General features: G+C 67.6%; 17 protein-coding genes and 1 tRNA gene. 8 read left to right on the plus strand and 10 right to left on the minus strand.

The genetic code is table 11. The features are described from left to right. Positions 1-91: 91 nt before the first annotated feature. From dusB to hflX, 7 genes are all read left to right on the plus strand, one after another. Complete coding sequence (gene dusB / locus B2G71_RS18335) at positions 92-1,093, plus strand: tRNA dihydrouridine synthase DusB (protein WP_098108162.1); 1,002 nt, start codon at positions 92-94, stop codon at positions 1,091-1,093. After that, positions 1,090-2,214: an ATP-binding protein gene (locus B2G71_RS18340; protein ID WP_098108163.1), complete on the plus strand. Its 1,125-nt coding sequence runs from the start codon at positions 1,090-1,092 to the stop codon at positions 2,212-2,214. The genes dusB and B2G71_RS18340 overlap by 4 nt, the downstream gene beginning before the upstream one ends. Next, the gene (locus B2G71_RS18345) at positions 2,211-3,626 is read left to right on the plus strand and encodes a sigma-54 dependent transcriptional regulator (RefSeq protein WP_098108164.1); all 1,416 of its coding nucleotides are present in this window, start codon (positions 2,211-2,213) and stop codon (positions 3,624-3,626) included. The genes B2G71_RS18340 and B2G71_RS18345 overlap by 4 nt, the downstream gene beginning before the upstream one ends. A 145-nt stretch (positions 3,627-3,771) precedes the next feature. After that, on the plus strand, positions 3,772-5,991 hold the full coding sequence (locus tag B2G71_RS18350) for an ATP-binding protein (protein ID WP_098108165.1): 2,220 nt from the start codon (positions 3,772-3,774) through the stop codon (positions 5,989-5,991). A gap of 34 nt (positions 5,992-6,025) precedes the next feature. Beyond that, positions 6,026-7,417, plus strand: a complete 1,392-nt coding sequence (locus tag B2G71_RS18355) for a sigma-54 dependent transcriptional regulator (RefSeq protein ID WP_098108166.1) — start codon at positions 6,026-6,028, stop codon at positions 7,415-7,417. A 127-nt stretch (positions 7,418-7,544) separates the two neighbouring features. Then, entirely contained in the window at positions 7,545-8,132 is a 588-nt protein-coding gene (gene hfq / locus B2G71_RS18360) for an RNA chaperone Hfq (RefSeq protein WP_098108167.1), read from the plus strand. A gap of 39 nt (positions 8,133-8,171) precedes the next feature. Continuing rightward, positions 8,172-9,479 carry a GTPase HflX gene (hflX, locus tag B2G71_RS18365; protein ID WP_276306933.1) on the plus strand — a complete coding sequence of 436 codons (1,308 nt, stop codon included), beginning with the start codon at positions 8,172-8,174 and terminating at the stop codon, positions 9,477-9,479. Here the strand turns inward: hflX and mazG are convergent. From mazG to B2G71_RS18415, 10 genes are all read right to left on the minus strand, one after another. Further along, entirely contained in the window at positions 9,456-10,244 is a 789-nt protein-coding gene (mazG, locus tag B2G71_RS18370; protein ID WP_098108168.1) for a nucleoside triphosphate pyrophosphohydrolase, read from the minus strand. The genes hflX and mazG overlap by 24 nt on opposite strands. 95 nt (positions 10,245-10,339) lie before the next feature. Next, positions 10,340-10,519, minus strand: coding sequence for a hypothetical protein (locus B2G71_RS18375; protein WP_098108169.1), 180 nt, complete (start codon positions 10,517-10,519; stop codon positions 10,340-10,342). Further along, complete coding sequence (locus tag B2G71_RS18380; RefSeq protein ID WP_098108170.1) at positions 10,516-11,295, minus strand: MBL fold metallo-hydrolase; 780 nt, start codon at positions 11,293-11,295, stop codon at positions 10,516-10,518. The genes B2G71_RS18375 and B2G71_RS18380 overlap by 4 nt, the downstream gene beginning before the upstream one ends. Then, a complete protein-coding gene (locus tag B2G71_RS18385; RefSeq protein WP_098108171.1) occupies positions 11,292-12,068 on the minus strand; it encodes a TatD family hydrolase in 777 nt (258 codons plus the stop codon). The genes B2G71_RS18380 and B2G71_RS18385 overlap by 4 nt, the downstream gene beginning before the upstream one ends. After that, complete coding sequence (gene metG, locus B2G71_RS18390; protein WP_098108172.1) at positions 12,068-13,639, minus strand: methionine--tRNA ligase; 1,572 nt, start codon at positions 13,637-13,639, stop codon at positions 12,068-12,070. The genes B2G71_RS18385 and metG overlap by 1 nt, the downstream gene beginning before the upstream one ends. A gap of 43 nt (positions 13,640-13,682) precedes the next feature. Next, positions 13,683-14,648, minus strand: coding sequence for a DNA polymerase III subunit delta' (locus B2G71_RS18395; RefSeq protein ID WP_098108173.1), 966 nt, complete (start codon positions 14,646-14,648; stop codon positions 13,683-13,685). Then, positions 14,645-15,283: a dTMP kinase gene (gene tmk / locus B2G71_RS18400; RefSeq protein ID WP_098108174.1), complete on the minus strand. Its 639-nt coding sequence runs from the start codon at positions 15,281-15,283 to the stop codon at positions 14,645-14,647. Before tmk ends, B2G71_RS18395 begins: the two co-directional genes overlap by 4 nt. After that, a complete protein-coding gene (locus tag B2G71_RS18405; protein WP_240530220.1) occupies positions 15,280-16,413 on the minus strand; it encodes a D-alanyl-D-alanine carboxypeptidase family protein in 1,134 nt (377 codons plus the stop codon). The genes tmk and B2G71_RS18405 overlap by 4 nt, the downstream gene beginning before the upstream one ends. An 83-nt stretch (positions 16,414-16,496) precedes the next feature. Continuing rightward, entirely contained in the window at positions 16,497-17,501 is a 1,005-nt protein-coding gene (locus B2G71_RS18410) for an SPOR domain-containing protein (RefSeq protein ID WP_098108176.1), read from the minus strand. Continuing rightward, on the minus strand, positions 17,485-18,522 hold the full coding sequence (locus B2G71_RS18415) for a lytic murein transglycosylase (RefSeq protein ID WP_098108177.1): 1,038 nt from the start codon (positions 18,520-18,522) through the stop codon (positions 17,485-17,487). Before B2G71_RS18415 ends, B2G71_RS18410 begins: the two co-directional genes overlap by 17 nt. A gap of 151 nt (positions 18,523-18,673) precedes the next feature. Here B2G71_RS18415 and B2G71_RS18420 point away from each other — a divergent pair. After that, positions 18,674-18,763 (plus strand) — tRNA-Ser (locus tag B2G71_RS18420). The last annotated feature ends 103 nt before the right edge of the window (positions 18,764-18,866 follow it).

An 18,866-nucleotide genomic window follows, 5' to 3' on the forward strand; every position in this document is an offset into this window, starting at 1 on the left:
CCCTTGCTGTTCTGAGGGCAATCCACTATGCGCTGCCTGTTTTTTAGGCAGTGAGAACCCGATTTTCGTGCAGACACCCGCTCCGCCCGTCATGAAGCCGATCCAGGTCGGTCCGGTCACGATCGATTGCCCGGTCGTGCTCGCGCCGATGACGGGCGTCACCGATCTGCCGTTCCGCAAGATGGTCCGCCGCTTCGGCTCGGGGCTCAACGTCACCGAGATGATCGCGAGCCCCGCCGCGATCCGCGAGACGCGCCAGTCGATCCAGAAGGCGATGTGGGACCCGGCAGAGGAACCGGTCTCGATGCAGCTCGTCGGTTGCGAGCCGCGGCAAATGGCGGAGGCCGCGAAGCTGAGCGCGGACAAGGGCGCCGCGATCATCGACATCAACATGGGCTGCCCGGTGCGCAAGGTCGTCAACGGCGAGGCCGGATCGGCGCTGATGCGCGACGTGAAACTTGCCGCGAGCCTGATCGAGGCCTGCGTCAAGGCGGTCGACGTGCCGGTCACGGTGAAGATGCGGATGGGCTGGTGCCACGACAGCCTCAACGCGCCCGAACTGGCGCGGATCGCCGAGGACCTGGGCGCGAAGATGGTCACCGTCCATGGCCGCACGCGCAACCAGATGTACAAGGGCAGCGCCGACTGGAGCTTCGTGGGCCGGGTCAAGGACGCGGTGAGCCTGCCGGTGCTGGTCAACGGCGACATCTGCGGCATCGATGACGCGGCGACCGCGTTGGCGCAATCGGGCGCGGACGGGGTGATGATCGGCCGCGGCGCCTACGGCCGTCCCTGGCTGCTGGCGCAGGTGATGCAGTGGTGGCGCGGCGGCGGCAAAGCGGCCGATCCGACGCTCGGCGAGCAGCACGATCTCATCGTCGAGCACTACCACGACATGCTCTCGCTCTATGGCCGCGACACCGGCGTGAAGATGGCGCGCAAGCACGTGGGCTGGTATACCAAGGGCATGCCGGGCTCGGCCGAGTTCCGCAACCGCGTCAACTTCGTCGACGATGCCGACGAGGTGCTGCGCATGCTCGGCGAGTTCTACGCTCCCTGGCGCGGCGCGAGCGAGGAACGGCGCGCCGCATGAGCGGGAGCGCCCGCGAGGTCGCGCCCGAACCGCTACGGCTGCTTGCGAGCCTGCCGCACGCTGTCGTCGTCCTCGAACCGGGCCTTCGGCTCACCTGGGCCAATCCCGCCGCCGAAACCTTCTTCGGGCAGAGCCAGCGCCGGATGGCGGGCAAGGCCCTGCTCGACATCGTCACGTTCGCCGATCCGCGGCTTGCCGAGATGCTCGCCGACTTCGAGACGCCGGTCTCGGCGCGCGAGATCGTGATCGTGATGAAGCACAGGGGGCCCGTGCGGGTCGATATCAGCGTCGCTCCGGTCGCCGACCGCGCGGGCTGGCAAGTGCTCACGATCCACGACAACGCCAGCGCGGGCGCGCTCGGCGAGGATTCGGGCGTGGCCGACAACGCGGTGCTGCGCGGCCCGGAGATCATCGCGCACGAAATCAAGAACCCACTCGCCGGGATTCGCGGCGCGGCGCAGCTCCTCGCCCGCAAGATCGAGGACCGCGACCGCTCGCTGACCGATCTCATCACCGGCGAGGTCGATCGCATCGCCATGCTGATCGAGCGGATGCAGAAGCTCAGCCGCCGCACCACCAATCCGGTCGCGCCGTGCAACCTGCACCTTGCCGCACGGCGCGCGATCGACGTGCTCGATGCGGGCAGGACCGAGGCCATGCCCAAGATCGAGGAGGAATTCGATCCCTCGCTGCCCGCCGTGCTGGGCAATGCCGACAGCCTCGTGCAGATTCTCATCAATCTCCTCTCGAATGCGCAAGAGGCCTGCCGCGAGGTGCCCGCCGGCCGCGTCGTGGTGCGCACCCGCTTCGCCAGCGGCCTGCAATTGCACACCACCGACAGCGGCCGGCCGGTCCGGCTGCCGATCGAGCTGCGCGTCAGCGACAACGGTCCGGGCGTCGATCCGGCCATGCGCGAGCACATCTTCGAGCCGTTCGTCACCAGCAAGTCCTCGGGGCAGGGGCTCGGGCTCCCGCTCGTCCGCAAGCTGGTGCGCGACATGAGCGGGCGGATCAGCCACGAGCGCGACGAGACCAATGGCTGGACCCATTTTCGCATTCACCTCCCGCTCGCGCGCGAAAACGAGGCGCGGCGGTGGATCGGGCAGACGGAGGCGGTATGAGCATCCTGCTGGTCGAAGACGACGCCTCGATCGCGCTCGTCATCACCGCCGCGCTGGAGGCGGAGGGCTTTTCGGTATCGCGCTGCGAAACGATCGCGCAGCGCGACGACCTGCTCGCCGGCGGCGGCTTCGAAGCGCTGGTGACCGACGTCAAGCTGCCCGACGGCGACGGCATCGAAACGCTCGACCGCGTCACCGCGCGCTGGCCCGCGCTGCCCATCGTGATCCTCAGCGCGCAGAACACGCTCGATACCGCCGTGCGCGCGACCGAGACCGGCGCCTTCGAATATTTCCCCAAGCCCTTCGACATCGACGAACTGGCGCGCACCATGCGTCAGGCGGTCGGCGCCAACGGCTCGGCGGGCGCGGGGGCGGACGAGCCGCTGGGCGATGGCCTGCCGCTGGTCGGCCGCAGTTCGGCGATGCAGTCGGTGTTCCGCATGATCACGCGCGTCCTGCGCAACGATCTGACCGTGCTGATCCTGGGCGAATCGGGCACCGGCAAGGAGCTCGTCGCCGAGGCGATCCACCAGCTCGGCCACCGCCGCACCGGCCCGTTCATCGCGGTCAATACCGCCGCGATCCCCGCCGAGCTGATCGAGAGCGAGCTGTTCGGGCACGAGAAGGGCGCCTTCACCGGCGCGGTCGCGCGCCATGCCGGCAAGTTCGAGCTGGCGGCGGGCGGGACCCTGTTTCTCGACGAGATCGGCGACATGCCGATGCAGGCGCAGACCCGCCTGCTGCGCGCGCTCCAGCTCGGCACGATCCGGCGGGTCGGCGGACACGAGGAAGTGGCGCTGGACGTGCGCATCATCGCCGCCACCAACAAGGACCTCGGCCCACAGATCGCCGCCGGCCAGTTCCGCGAGGACCTGTTCTACCGCCTCAACGTCGTTCCGATCAACATGCCCCCCCTGCGCGAGCGGACCGACGACATCGAGGCGCTGGCGAAGCACTTCCTCCAGCTCGCCGCGATGGAGGGGCTACCCCGGCGCCGGCTGACGGCGGAGGCATCAGATCTGCTCAGCCGCCAGTCGTGGCGTGGCAACGTGCGCGAGCTCAAGAACTTCATCTACCGTCTCGCGCTCATGGCGCGCGAGGAAGTGATCGACGTCGATACCGTTTCGCCGCTGCTGCGGCAGGACTTTGCGCCGTCGCCGAGCGTGTCTGAGAGCCCGATCGACATCGAGGGCGCGGTCACGCGCTGGCTTGCCGATGAACGGCCCGATGCGGGAAGCGTCTACGGCGCCGCGCTGGCCGCGTTCGAGCGGCCGCTGTTCTCCGAGATCCTGCGCGAGACGGGGGGTAACCAGCTTCGCGCCGCGCAGGAACTGGGGATCAACCGCAATACCTTGCGCAAGCGCCTGTCCGATCTGCGGCTCGATCCCGAGGAATTCGTCCGCCGTCCGTAAGGCGGATAAGCCAACCGGTACAGCTGTCCTTCAGCTAGGAGCAAGGACATTGCGCCCATCGCCGGGCCCACGCGGCGGCGTTCAGTGCGATTCCCCGGCATTTCCCCTTGCTGTCGAGCAACAGTGGTGTTGTAACAAGGCAACTATGAGCGCGCATAGCACGAGACGCAGGTGGCCGAGATGGTGGCGGCGAGTTCAACTCGCGGCCCGGCGCGCGAACTTCTTCGCCACCGTCGAGGTGATCTCGATCGCCGCGTTCCTGGTGATGACGATCATCACCGGCTTCACGCTTCATGACCGGGCGGAAAAGAGCCAGCTTCTCCCGTCGAACCTGACCGCGATGCTGCTGATCGGCACGCTGGTGCCCGCGATGGCGATCCTGGTGCTGCTGGGCCGGCGGATCGCGCTGCGGCGCGCGGCCGAGACGATGGGCGGCACCGGCCAGATGCACCAGCGTCTGGTGTTCATCTTCTCGCTGATCGCCGCCGTGCCGACGCTGCTCGTGGTGATCTTCGCATCGCTGCTGTTCCAGTCAGGCGTCGAGTTCTGGTTTTCGGACAGCTCGCGCGGATTGCTCGAGAACGCCAACAAGCTCGCGCGCGGCTACTACGAGCAGGCGCAGCGCGACGTGCAGTACGAATCCGTGGCGATGGCGGAGGACCTCGGCGCGTTCCTGTCGAAGGAGAAGATCACCAGCAGCGAGTTTCCCGAGTTCTATTTCTTCCAGGTCACGCGCCGCAAGCTGACTGCCTCGGCGATCCTGCAAAGGGGAGAGGACGGCAAGCTGCGCACCGCCGCGATCGTCGATCCCAAGGGCGACAGCGGCCCCGAGAACATCTCTCCGTCAACGCTCCGGCGCCTCGATTCGGGCGAGCAGATGGTCGTCTCGGCCAACGCCAACCGCATCACCGCCGTCATTCCGATCGACCGCGAGGCAGGAATCTATCTCTACAACGCGCGCGCGTCAGACCTTCTCGCGTTCAGCCAGGGGCAGCGCGCGGAGAACATCGTCCAGGCCTACGAGATGCTCACCAGCCGCGCCCGGGTGCTGCAACTGCGCTTCAACGTGGCGCTGTTCGTGGCCTCGCTCGCGCTGGTCGGGCTTTCGGTGTGGTTCGCGCTGCGCTTCGCCGACCGGCAGGTCAAACCGCTCTACGAACTGGTCGACGCGGCGCGGCGCGTGGGCAGCGGCAACTTCGCGCTGCGCGTCGAAGGGCGCACCGGGGCCGACGAGATCGGCCTGCTCAACCGCGCCTTCAACCGCATGACCGCGCAGATCGAGAAGCAGACCAAGGCCCTGATGGGCGCGAACGCGCAGCTCGAGGAGCGGCGCGCGTTCATGGAGGCGGTGCTCGAATCGGTGACCTCGGGGATCATCTCGGTCGACGGCGAAGGCGTGATCCTGCTGATGAACAGCACCGCCCAGCGGCTGCTGCTCGAAACCGGTTCGCCGCCGCCTATCGGCCTGCCGCTGTCGGACCTGTCGCCGCAGATCGCCGGACTTGCCGAGTCGGATTCGCGCGGCGGTATCGTCCAGTACGCCAAGGAAGGCGAACTGCTCACACTCGCGATCAAGACCAGCCGCGATCGCACCGGCCACGTCATCACCTTCGAGGACATCACCCGGCAACTGCTCGACCAGCGCCAGGCCGCCTGGTCCGACGTTGCCCGGCGCATCGCGCACGAGATCAAGAACCCGCTCACGCCGATCCAGCTCGCCACCGAACGGCTCAGCCGCCGCTACCGCAAGCAGATCGTCGACAATCCCGAACTGTTCGAGGAACTGACCGCGACGATCATCCGGCAGGTGGGCGACCTGCGCAAGATGGTCGATGAATTCTCCTCGTTCGCCCGGCTGCCCAAGCCGGTGTTCCGCGCCGAGGACCCGGTCGCGCTCACGCGTCAGGCGCTCTTCCTTCAGGAAGTGGCGCGCCCCGACATCGCCTTCACCTTCGACAGCGACCCGCAGATCGGCATGATCGCCTGCGACCGCCACCAGTACGGCCAGGCCATGACCAACGTGCTCAAGAACGCGGTCGAGGCGATCGAGGCGCGTCAGCACAACGCCGGCGAGGACTACACCGGCCGGATCGAGGTCTCGGTGCGGCAGCGGCCCGAGGCGATCAGCGTGCAGATCACCGACAACGGCATCGGCCTGTCGCAGGACCGCGACCGCATCATCGAGCCTTATGTCACCACGCGCGAGAAGGGCACCGGACTCGGGCTCGCGATCGTCAACAAGATCGTCGAGGAGCATGGCGGTGAAATGACGTTCACTGCGTCACGCGATGGAGGAACCATCGTCACCATGCGCTTCGCCGTCGACCCGCTTTCCGAAAGCCGTCCCTCCGAAGCGGCCGAATGACCCCGCGAATGAAAACGAGAACGAAGAAACGCCTATGCCCCTCGATATCCTGATAGTTGATGACGAACGCGACATCCGCGATCTGGTCGCCGGTGTGCTGAGCGACGAAGGCTACGATTGCCGCACGGCGGGCGACAGCGATGGCGCGCTTGCCGCGATCGACGAGCGGCGGCCCTCGCTGGTGCTGCTCGACGTGTGGCTCCACGGCAGCCGGATGGACGGCCTCGAAGTGCTCGACGCGATCAAGGCGCGCGAGCCCGAACTGCCGGTGATCATCTTTTCCGGTCACGGCAACATCGACACCGCGGTCGCGGCGATCGGGCGCGGCGCGGTCGACTTCATCGAGAAGCCGTTCGAGGCCGAAAAGCTCCTCCATCTCGTCGCCAAGGCCACCGAGACCGAGCGGCTGCGGCGCGAGAACGCGCATCTCAAGCAGGATTTCTCGTCCGGCGGCGAGGAGTTCACCGGCAACAGTTCGGCGATCAACCAGGTTCGCGCCACGCTCAAGCGGGTCGCCAATACCGGCAGCCGCCTGCTCATTACCGGCCCCGCCGGGGCGGGCAAGGAAGTCGCCGCGCGGTTGTTGCACGCCTGGAGCCCGCGCGCGGGCAGCGCCTTCGTCTGCGTCAATTCGGCCCGGATCACGCCCGAGCGCTTCGAGCAGGAGCTGTTCGGCGAGGAAGCCGACGGCAGCCTCGTGCGCCCCGGCCTGCTCGAACTGGCCGACGGTGGCACGCTCTACTTCGACGAAGTGGCCGACATGCCGCTCTCGACCCAGGCGCGGATCCTGCGCGTCCTGACCGACCAGTCGTTCGTGCGCGTGGGCGGTACGCGCCAGCTAAGGGTCGATGTCCGTGTCGTGTCTTCGACATCGCGCGACCTCGAAAAGGAGATCGCCGAACGGCGCTTCCGCGAGGACCTGTTCTACCGCCTCAACGTCGTGCCGGTGACGATCCCGGCGCTGCGCGAGCGCCGCGAGGACATTCCGGCGCTGGTCGACCACTTCTTCGCGCGCTATGCTAACGAGCAATCGGTGAGCCCTCCGGAAATCTCGGCCGAGGCGATGACCGCGCTGCAGGCCTACGAATGGCCGGGCAACGTGCGCCAGTTGCGCAACGTCGTCGAACGCACCGTGATCATGGCCCCGCGCGAGAAGCTTGGCCGGATCGAGGCCGATATGCTGCCGCCCGAACTGCTCGATGCGCGCCAGGAGGGCGATTCGCGGGTCTCGGTGATGATGAGCGCGCCGCTGCGCGAGGCGCGAGAGAGTTTCGAGAGGGAATACCTGCGCGTCCAGATACGCAGGTTCTCGGGAAACATTTCCAAGACCGCGACATTCATTGGCATGGAACGTTCGGCATTGCATCGCAAACTCAAGCTTCTGGGCATGTCCGATCGGCGCGAGACGGAGGACGAACAAGGCTAGCACGGAATTTTCGGATTTACTGCGCTGCAGCAAAACAGTAGTTTCGAATCGATAGCGGTCGATCGCCCGTGCGTTCGGCCAGATTGCGGACCGCAGTGGCGGCCGCCAACAAGCGGAGTGAAAAGACATGAGCGGACGAACCCTTTCGGTGAGGTCCAAGCCCGCGCCGTCCCCGGCTGAAGAGCCCGAGGCTGCCGCCACCGCCCCCGCACCGTCGCCGGCTCCGGCCCCCAAGGGAGGGAAGGGCAACCAGAACCTTCAGGACCAGTTCCTCAATCTTCTGCGCAAGAACAAGACCCCGGTCACGATGTTCCTCGTCAAGGGTGTGAAGCTTCAGGGCATCGTCACCTGGTTCGACAACTTCTCGATCCTGCTGCGCCGCGACGGCCAGTCGCAGCTCGTCTACAAGCATGCGATCTCCACGATCATGCCGAGCACGCCGATCGACGTGGGCCAGTTCGCGGTCGGCGGCGAAAACGAGAAAAAGGTCCGTCTGCTGCAGGACGTGTTCCTGTCCAGCATCCGCAACGCGGGGGTGCAGGTCACGATGTTCCTGATCAACGGCGTCATGCTTCAGGGCCGCGTCGCGGCTTACGATCTGTTCTGCATGCTGCTCGAGCGCGAGGGCTACGTCCAGCTCGCCTACAAGCACGCGGTCTCGACGATCCAGCCGGTGACGCCTGTCGATCTCCAGTCGCACGACGACGACGACTGAGGCTGACCGGCCATATTCGAGGATGATCTGACGGGCGAGGTGACGCGCGGTTCGCGCGCTCTCGTCGTCTATCCGCAGATGCGCGGCAAGGGGGACGTCGACCCCGAAGCGCGGCTCGAGGAGGCGAGGGGGCTTGCCGCCGCGATCGGGCTCGTCATCGCCGATTCGTTCGCGATCCCGATCCGCGAGCCGCGGCCGGGCACGCTGTTCGGCGAGGGCCAGATCGAGAACATCGCGGTCGCCTGCGAGCAGTCCGAGGCCGAACTGGTCGTCGTCGACGGCGCGCTCTCGGCGATCCAGCAGCGCAATCTCGAGGAAAAGCTCAAGCGCAAGGTCATCGACCGCACCGGCCTGATCCTCGAGATCTTCGGCGAGCGCGCCGCGACGGCCGAAGGGCGGCTCCAGGTCGAACTGGCGCATCTCGACTACCAGGCGGGACGCCTCGTGCGAAGCTGGACTCACCTCGAACGCCAGCGCGGCGGCTTTGGCTTCCTCGGCGGTCCGGGCGAAACCCAGATCGAGGCCGACCGCCGGATGATCCGTGACCGCATGGCGCGCATCCGTCGCGAGCTCGAGCAGGTGCGCCGCACGCGCGGGCTACACCGCGACCGGCGCGAAAAGGCGCCCTGGCCGGTGATCGCGCTGGTCGGCTACACCAATGCGGGCAAATCCACGCTGTTCAACCGGCTTACCGGCGCCGAAGTGATGGCCGAGGACATGCTCTTCGCCACGCTCGATCCGACGATGCGCGCGATCCGGCTGCCGGGCCTCGAAAAGGCGATCCTGTCCGACACCGTGGGCTTCATCTCCGACCTGCCGACGCAGCTCGTGGCGGCATTCCGCGCGACGCTGGAGGAAGTGACCGCGGCCGATCTCATCCTCCACGTGCGCGACATCGCCAATCCCGACACCGAAGCGCAGAAGCATCAGGTGCTCGACGTTCTCGCCGATCTCGGCATCGCGGCCGGCGAGGTCGACGAGGAAGAGGGGGCCGAGCCGATCCCGATGGTCGAGGTCTGGAACAAGTGGGACCTGCTCTCACCCGCGCGGGCCGAGGAATTGCGCACGATCGCGGCGCGTTCGAGCGACACCATCGTGCCGGTCTCGGCGCTGAGCGGCGAGGGCTGCGACGATCTGCTCGATGTCGCGAGCGCGAAGCTCACCGGCGACGCCAAGCTCTACACCTTCGTCCTTCCGGCATCCGACGGACAGCGCATCGCTTTCCTCCATGCTCGCGGCGAAGTCGTCAGTGAGGAACAGGTGGCGCCCGAGGGCGCGGACGAACCGCAGATGCGGATCGAAGTGCGCCTCTCCGAGCGCGAGTTAGGACGCTTTACCGCGCTCTGACGCCTTGACCGCCTGCCACAACGCTTCCTGCGCCTGGAGATCGAGCGCGGCGAAGTCGGTGCCCCGATCGGCCGCGAGCTGCTCCATCGCCTTGAAGCGCCGCTCGAACTTGGCGTTGGCCGCGCGCAAGGCATCCTCGGGCGCGATGCGGTGGAGACGCACGAAGTTGACGGCGGCGAAGAGCAGGTCGCCCGCTTCCTCGAGCCGGTCGGTGTCGCCCGCCGCATCGAGTTCGGCCATCTCCTCGCGGACCTTCTTGGCCGCGCCTTCGGGATCGGGCCAGTCGAAGCCGACCCGCGCCGCGCGTTTCTGCAGCTTCTCGGCGCGCATCAGCGCCGGCAGCGCCACGGCCACGCCGTCGAGCGCGCTGGTCGCGCCCTTGGCGGCGCGTTCGCTGGCCTTGATCGCTTCCCAGCGCTCGGTTTGCGTGCGCGCGCCGTCGTCGTCGCCGAACAAGTGCGGGTGGCGCGCTTCGAGTTTGTCGGCGACCGCCTGGGCGACGCTCTCGAAGTCGAACGCGCCGACTTCCTCGGCCATCCGGGCATGGAACACGACCTGTAGGAGCAGGTCGCCGAGTTCGTCGCGCAGGCCCGCGATGTCGCGCCGCGCGATCGCGTCCGCGACTTCGTAGGCTTCCTCGATCGTGTAGGGCGCGATCGTCTCGAAGGTCTGCACCTTGTCCCAGTCGCAGCCGCGCTCGGGATCACGCAGATGCGCCATGATCGAGAGAAGGCGGTCGAGGTGCTGGTGGGCTGACTGGGACATGCTAGATTGATAATATATATTATGTTAAATTATGAAGCGGCTGACAAGGATGGCCGTAAGCCCCCTCGCGCCGCGAAATGCGTGGATTTCGGCGATCATCTCACGGAGATCCCGAAGGCCTGGACGATCAGCATCAGCGCGATGATGATCGCGGCCCAGGCGGCGGCGAACATCATCGTGCGCCTGGGCGTCAACCGATGCGCGCGCAGACCGCCGATCGCCAGCACCAGGCACGCCGCCAGCGCGACGATCGCGCCGATGGTGTTGCCGGTCAAGGAGTCAACTCCAGTCCGTCATAGGCCACCATCACGTGCTCGGGCGTCTCGGCCATGAGCGTGGCGTAGTCCATGCTCTTGTCGAGATGTGTCAGCACCGCCCGCTTCGTGCGGCTCGCATCGACCAGTTCGAGCGCCATCGCCAGATGCGCGTGGGTCGGATGCGGCTCGCGGCGCAGGCAGTCGACCACGAGCAGATCGCAGCCCGAAAACAGCGAGACCATGTCACTGGTTATCTCGCTGAAGTCCGTCGCATAACCAACTGTTTTTCCGCCATATCCGAAAAGGTATGCCGTCGATTTCGCCGGTCCGTGCGGCATCTGGCAGTTCGCGACCGAGAACCCTTCGCAGATCCGCAGATGCTCGAGCGTTTCGAGCGTGACGATGGTCGAATAGCCGTGCTGCCCGGCGAAGACATAGCCGAACCGCTGGCGCAGCCGCCGCACCGTCTCGTCGGCGGCGTAGCCCGGAATCGGTCCGCCGCGGCCATAGCGCAGCGGCCGCAAGTCATCGATCCCGTGGCAATGGTCGGCGTGGTCGTGCGTCCAGAAGACCGCGTCGATCTTTCCGACGCCGCAAGCCAGAAGCTGCGCGCGCAAGTCGGTCGGCGTATCGACCAGCAGCCGGCTGCCTTGCGGGCTTTCGACCATGATCGAGACGCGCGTGCGCCGGTTTCGCGGATCGTTCGGGTCGCACCGGCCCCAGTCGGGACCGTCCTCGCCGCCGAGCCTCGGTACCCCGGTGGACGTGCCGGATCCCAGAATGGTCAGCTTCACCCGGAGGCCTTCCGGAACAACACGTGGAAATTGCGGGTCGTCACCTCGGCGAGCCGTTCGGGCGCGATCCCGCGCAGCTCCGCGACGAAGCGCGCGGTGTCGGCGGTATAGGCCGGCTCGCACGGCTTTCCGCGATGTGGCACCGGCGCGAGGAACGGCGAGTCGGTTTCGACGAGAATGCGATCCTCGGGCAATTCCGCAGCGATGGCCTGCAAGTCCTTGGCATTCTTGAAGGTCACGATGCCGGACAGCGAGATCGTCAGGCCCAGATCGAGCATCTTTCCGGCAAAGTCGGCCGAGGCGGTGAAGCAATGGATCAGCGCGGGGAAGGCCCCCTTCCCCATTTCCTCGCCGATGATCCGCGCCGTGTCGTCCTCGGCATCGCGCGTGTGGACGATCAGCGGCAGCCCGGTCTCGCGCGCGACGCCGATATGCGTGCGGAACAAGGCCTGCTGCGTGTCGCGGTCGGACTTGTCATAGTAGTAGTCGAGCCCGGTCTCGCCGATGCCGATCACCTTGGCGTGCGCGGCGCGTTCGAGCAACGCTGCCGCGCCGAGATCGGCATGCTGGTCCGCCTCATGCGGATGGATGCCCACGCTCGCCCAGACGTCGTTCTCGCGCGCTGCGGTGCCGATCACCCGGTCCCACTCGCGCTGGCGCGTCGAAATGTTGAGAAAACCGCCGATTCCCGCCTCGCGCGCACGGGCAAGCACGCCATGCTGGTCTTCGACGAGGCCCTCGTATTCGAGGTGACAATGCGAATCGATCAGCATCAGGCGCCTGTCTCCTCGGGAGTTTCCTCGGGCATTTCGAGCCTCGGAAAGACGCCCTCGGGCTTGGCGACGCGATAGTCGTTTTCGGCCAGCGTCTCGAACCAGGTGCTGTCGGCGAGCGCGGCGTAGCCGCGCGCTTCGGGCGCGATGCCCATCTGGTCGAGCAGCCTGTCGATCGCCGTCGGGACCACCGGGCGCACCGCGATCGCGAGGCTGCGCACGCAGCGAAACAGCACCATCAGCACTGCCGTCATCCGCTCGGGATCGCTCTTGCGCAGCGCCCAGGGCGCCATCTCGTCGACGTACTGGTTGCAGGCGAACACCGCGCGCATCCAGCTTTCGAGTCCGGCGCTGAAATCGAGGTCGAGAAAGGCGCGGCGCAGGCCCTCGATCCCCAGCGTCACCGCTTCGGACAGCGCGACGTCGGCGTCAACGATCTCAAGTCCCGTCTTAAGTTCGCCATCGCAGTTCTTGAAAATCATCGATAAGGTGCGCTGCGCGAGATTGCCGAAGCTGTTCGCCAGCTCGGCATTGGCGCGCGTGACGATCGCCTCGGGCGAATAGCTGCCGTCCTGCCCGAAAGCGACCTCGCGCAGCAGGAAATAGCGCAGGACATCGACGCCGTAGCGCTGCGACAGAGCGATCGGATCGGTGACGTTGCCGAGCGACTTCGATTCCTTCTGCCCGCGATTGAGCAGGAAGCCGTGGCCGAAGACCTGCCTGGGAAGCGGCACGCCCGCGCTCATCAGAAACGCGGGCCAGTAGACCGTATGGAAGCGCACGATGTCCTTGCCGATCAGGTGAAGATCGGCGGGCCACCACTTGGCGTATTCGGGCGTGTCCTCGGGAAATCCGAGACCGGTCAGGTAATTGGTGAGCGCATCGACCCACACGTACATGACGTGATCATCGCTGCCCGGCACCTTGATGCCCCAGTCGAAGCTCGTGCGCGAGACCGACAGATCGCGCAGACCGCCCTCGACGAAGCGCTGGATCTCGTTGCGCCGGCTCTCGGGACGGATGAACTCGCCCGAATTGTACAGCGCGAGCAGCGGCTCCTGGTACTTCGAGAGCCGGAAGAACCAGCTTTCCTCGACGGTCCATTCGACCGGCGTGCCCTGGGGCGAAAGCCTGGTCCCGCCTTCGCCTGCGACCAGTTCGCTCTCGTCATAGTAGGCCTCGTCGCGGACCGAGTACCAACCCTCGTAACGGTCGAGATAGAGGTCGCCGCGTGCTTCCATGCGCCGCCACAGTTCCTGCGTGGCGGCGTGGTGACGCGGCTCGGTGGTGCGAATGAAAACATCGTAATCGATGTTAAGGCTGGCGCACATATCGATGAAATACTGCGACATTTCCGACGCCAGCGTGGCCGGCGTGGTGTCCAGCTCGCGCGCCTTCTGCGCCATCTTGAGGCCGTGTTCGTCGGTCCCGGTCTGGAACCGGACGTCGAACCCCTCCGCCTTGCGGTGGCGCGCGATGACGTCGGCGGCGATGGCCTCGTAGGCATGGCCGATGTGCGGCTTTCCGTTCGGATAGCTGATCGCGGTGGTTATGTAATACGGTTCGCCCATGCGGGAGGCGCGGCTTTCTCTATCGGCAATTGTCGGTTGAGCGTCAGTCTCTAGGCATGGCGGTGGCGGCCAGCAACCCGCCAATTTCCATTATCAGGAGCCCGGGATCGAAATTGTAGGTCGGCGCCTGCGCTCCGAGCCGGACGAGGGCGGCGTGCGAGGTGATGATCCGCGCCTGCCGCTCGGGCGTCGCCGGGGCGAGTTCGCCCGCCAGTTCCGAGCGCGCGAGGTCGATCGCGGCCATCAGCCGCTCGCGCGTCGGCCGCGCGCCCATCTCGCCCGCGAGCGCGCCGCGCAGGCCGAAATCGCGGTCACCTTCGCGCATGATCCGCTGCATCAGGCCGTGCAGACCGGCCAGGTCATGCTCGACGAAGGCGAGGGCGACGCCGGGCGAGCCCTGCGCCGCGGCGATCGCGGCATCGCGCTGGTCGGCGCTCGCCTCGGGCCGGTCGCGCCGCAGCACGGCGTCGATCTCGCCCGCCGCGAGCGGCGCGAAGCGCAACACGCGGCAGCGCGAGCGGATTGTCGGCAGCAGCCGTCCGGGCTGGTGCGCGATCAGCAGGAAGTGCGTGCCGGTCGGCGGTTCCTCGAGCACCTTGAGCAGCGCGTTGACCGCGCCCTTTTCCATATCGTCGGCCGGATCGACGATGATCGCGCGCCGTTCGCCCAGCGTCGGCTTGGTCGCGAGGCGGCGGATCATCGCGCGCACCTGATCCACCGAGATATTGCGCTTGGTCTGGAACGGCTTGCCCTCGGCCTTCTTCTTCGCCTCGTCGTCGTTGGCGGGAAGGTGGTCGAGGATCATGATGTCGGGATGCGTCTCGGGAACCGGGGGCTTGCCTCCGGGCTCCCGGACAAGCTCGGCTGCGGCGGCGCGCGCAAAGGCCTGCTTGCCGAGCCCGCGCGCGCCCGCGAGCAGCCAGGCATGATGCATGCGGCTCGACGCCATGGCCGAGGTCCATTCGCGCCAGGCGCCGTCCTGTCCGATGAAGCCCGGCGAAGCGCTCATGGCGCGTCGGCGAGCAGCGGTGCGAGCGCGCTCAGGATGCGCGCATGCGTGTCTTGGGCGCTGGCGTTGCCGTCGATCCGGGCGAAGCGCGCGGGTTCGGCTTCGGCGAAGGCGGCGAAGGCCGCCGCGACGCGCGCGTGGTAGTCGCGTGCGCGCGCGCCGATCCGGTCGGACACGCCGCCGTCGCGCGCCGCAAGCCGCTGCGCCGCCACCTTGGGCGAGACTTCGACGAGCACGGTCAGATCGGGCAGCAGCCCTTCGCTGCCCACCGCGTGAAGCGCGAGAATTTCGGCATCGGACAGGCCGCCGCCGCCGCCCTGATAGGCGCGGCTCGAATCGAGGAAGCGGTCGCAGACCACCCAGGCGCCGCGTTCGAGCGCGGGCCGGATCAGGCGCTCGACATGGTCCGAGCGCGCCGCCGCGAACAGCAGCGCCTCGGCGCGCGGGTTCCATCCCTCGCCCCGGGTGTCGAGCAGCATCGTGCGGATTTCCTCGGCGCCGGGAGTGCCGCCGGGCTCGCGCGTGGCGACGACTTCGAGCCCGCGGGCGCGCAGGCCTTCGGCCAGCAGGCGCGCCTGGGTCGACTTGCCCGCCCCTTCCCCGCCCTCGAAGGCGATGAACCGTCCCGCGCTCATGAGAAGACGTTCATAACCCCGTTGACCAGCCTGTCCACCGGCCCGGCGATCCCCACCGCCTCGCCGGCGTAGAGCGGAACGTGGCCCGAGCGTGTTCCGTCGACCGCGATCTCGAGGTCGGCGACCTTGCTGCCCTTGGCGATCGGCGCGACCAGCGGACCGCGATAGCGCACGGTCAGCCGGACCTTGCCGCCGCCTTGCTTTGGAACGGCCGCGTGCAGCTTGCGGTCAGCGACGAGCGGCAGCCGCCGCAGATCGCCGTCCTGCACGCGCGCATAGCTCACCGGCTCGCCCCGGTCGAACAGCGGGCGCGCAGTCCACTGCGAGAAGCCCCATTCGAGCAGCGCCCGTGCCGCCGCATTGCGCTTGGGCGTCGTCGGCGCGCCGCCCACGACCATGACCAGACGGCGGCCGCGCCGCTCGGCCGAGCCGAGGAAGCAATAGCGGGCATCGGCGGTATAGCCGGTCTTGATGCCGTCCGCCCCCGGGATCACGCCGACGGTCGGGTCGTGACTCTTGAGGATGCGTTCGCCGAACTGCCAGTACTTCACCCCGGCATAGCGATGGTAAAGACCGGGGTAGCGCACGATCATCGCCTCGCCGAGCCGGGCAAGATCGCGCGCGCTGACATAGGTGCGGCCCTCGTCGGGCCAGCCGTTGGGCGTGTTGAAATGGCTGCGCGTCATGCCCAGGCGCTTGGCCGCGTCATTCATCAGGAACGACCAGCCATCGACGCTGCCCGCGTAGCCCTTTGCCAGCACGATCGCCGCGTCGTTCGCCGAGGCGGTCATGATGCCGTGGAGCAACTGGTCGGTGGTCGGCGCGTCGCCGCCCTCGAGGTACATGCTGGTGCCCTTGGCGAACCATTCGCGCGCGGTCTTGGCGTCAACCGGGAAGCGCCGGTGCAGCGGGAGGCGTCCCGCGCGATACTCCTCGAAGGCGACGAAGGTGGTCATCACCTTGGTCATCGAGGCGGGCGCGAAACTGACGTCGGCGCGGCGCTCCTGGAGAACCTGCCCCGAACCGATGTCGACGAGCAGGGTCACTGGGATGTCCTCGATTTCGGGCGGCACGGGCGGCGCGGCGGCAAGGGCCGTCGCGCTCGACACGAGCAGGACGCAAGCCGTCAAAAAACTCGTCTTCAAACTCCGGCCACTCCTGCCCGCGCCATTGCCCGGTCTGCCCCGGCGCGTGGGCGGCCGGGGGACCGCGCCTAGTTCACGCGCTGGATTCGCGCATCGCTATACCCGGCGGCTCGCGCCTTCTCCAGCGCCGGTGCCGCTTCTCCACGACTGGCGAAGGGGCCGAGCCGGACCAGCCAGTATTTGCCCGGCCTCGACACCTCCGCGCCAAGCCGCGACGCGAGCCCGCGCGCCCCGGCTTCGTTCGAGAATGCGCCGACCTGAACGACGAATCCCTCGCCCTCGGGCACAGGTGCCGCGGGCTTGGCTGCGGGTGTGGGTGCTTCTGGCGCTTTCGCGGCTTCGGTCGCGGCGGGTTGCGCGGGTTGGGGAGCGCCTTGTCGATCGGGATCGATCGCGGCGATCGGCTGCGTCGGCGCCGGTTTCGGTTCGGCTTCCGCCCCGGGCTTGTCGCCCTCGGGCGCAACGGGTCCGGCGTTCGCGGGCGAGAGCATCTGCGCGGGGCTCGACGGCGGCGGACCGAGCGGCGACTGTTCGGCGAGCTTGCGCCGCAGCACCGCTAGCAACGGCTCGGGCGTCTCCATCCGGCTCGGCGCCGGATTGCCCATGCGCAACGCGGCGCGCTCGACCTCGGGCGGATTGACTCGCCGCACGCGCACCGGTGCGCGGCCGGAAACGCCGAGCTGCGCCAGCGCCGCCGGTGACAGGCCGATCAGCGTCGAATTGTCCATCGGTCCGCGCCGCTCGAGCCGCACCAGAATCGTGCGGCCGCTCGCCAGCGAGGTGACTTCGGCATAGGACGGCAACGGCAGGGTCTTGTGCGAGCCGGTGACGCCCTCCCCGCCCGCTTCGTCGGCGACGGCCAAGCCGACGGCGTCGTAGTTGAGCTGGTCGGACGGGCGATAGGTGATATCGCCGATGCTGAAGGGCTCGCCGATCTCGACCGGGTAGTCCGCCGCCGGACCGGTCGCGGCCGGGCCGGTCAACGCTGGCGGGGGCTTCGCCGCGCCGGTCGCGCAGCCTCCCAGCAAGAGGGCCGCCGCAATCGGCAAGGCATGGTTAACGGGCAATCTCATCTGCAAGCAACCCCACGGACATCGCGTAGTAGTTCGAGCAGTTGTACTGGAGGATGACCCGATAATTCCCGGTTAACAGCCAGGCGCGCGTGCCCGGTCCGTCGGGCTGGAACAGCGAGGCCATGACGTCGTCACCGATCGGTGCTTGGGGGTTCACACCGAGCGCGCGCCACTGCGAGACCGGCTTCCACTGCGAATGCCGTTCGTGGACCCGGTCGCAACTCGGCGCCGAAAGCTTGGCGTCATAGCGCGACATCGCAAAGCCCGAGGGAACGGTCGCGAGCACGCCCCAGGGCTGACCCGGCCGCCACCCCGCCTGACGGAAATAGTTGGCGATCGAGGCGAGCGTGTCGGCGTAGCTGTTCCAGATGTCGGTATCGCCATCGCCGTCGCCGTCGGCGGCGAGCCGCAGGTAGACGCTCGGCAGGAATTGCGGATTGCCGAAAGCGCCCGCCCAGCTTCCCTTGAGACGGCTTTGCGGCACGCCCTGGTCGACCATCTTAAGCAGCGCGATCAGCTCGCCTTCGAACAGCGCGCGCCGTCGCCCTTCCCAGGCGAGCGTGGCGAGCGAGCGGGCGAGATCGAAGTCACCCATGAAGCTGCCGTAGTTGGTCTCGTGCCCCCAGATCGCGAGCAGCACCTTGCCCGGCACGCCATACCGCTGCTCGATCGGGCCCAGCATCCCCGCGACCTGCACGTAGCGGTCACGGCCGCGCGCGATCCGCGTCGCATCGACGTGGCGGGCGAGATAGGGCGCCAGCGGCGGCGGCGCGGTCTGCCGGCTCGGCTGCCCGCCGTCGAGCTCGACGACGCGCGGATTGGGCGTCAGCGGCGAGAGCACGCTTGCGATCGTGCGCTCGCTCACGCCCTCGCTTCGCGCCCGCGCCGCGACGAGCCGGAGATAGTCCTGAAAGCTCTGTCCCGCCGGCTGCGCCGCGGCCGGGCCGACCATGAACAGGCAGGCAACCGCGATGAACGCGGAGAAAAACGGAAGGCGGCGACGCGGAGAGACCTGGACCATTGCCCGGCGAGATGTCGCACAATCGGAACGGCTTGTGAATGCCCGGCGGTTGCCCGTGCCCCACGGATTGGTCGCGCGTGAACGGCATCCTGCCTCTTTGCGCGCAGCCCCTTTGCGCGGACGCCCGCTTGCTCTATGCGCCAGACTTCGCGGACAGGTGGCAGAGCGGTTGAATGCACCGGTCTTGAAAACCGGCGTGGGTGCAAGCCCACCGTGGGTTCGAATCCCACCCTGTCCGCCATGAAAGCTCTTGCCTCCGCGCCATGACTAGGCCGCAAACTCATAAAGCGAGATGAGATGTTGCGGACAGCGCGGGCGACGAGCTAGCTTGGTCCAATGACGAC

Source organism: Novosphingobium sp. PC22D, from assembly GCF_002556635.1.
Lineage (GTDB): Bacteria > Pseudomonadota > Alphaproteobacteria > Sphingomonadales > Sphingomonadaceae > Novosphingobium.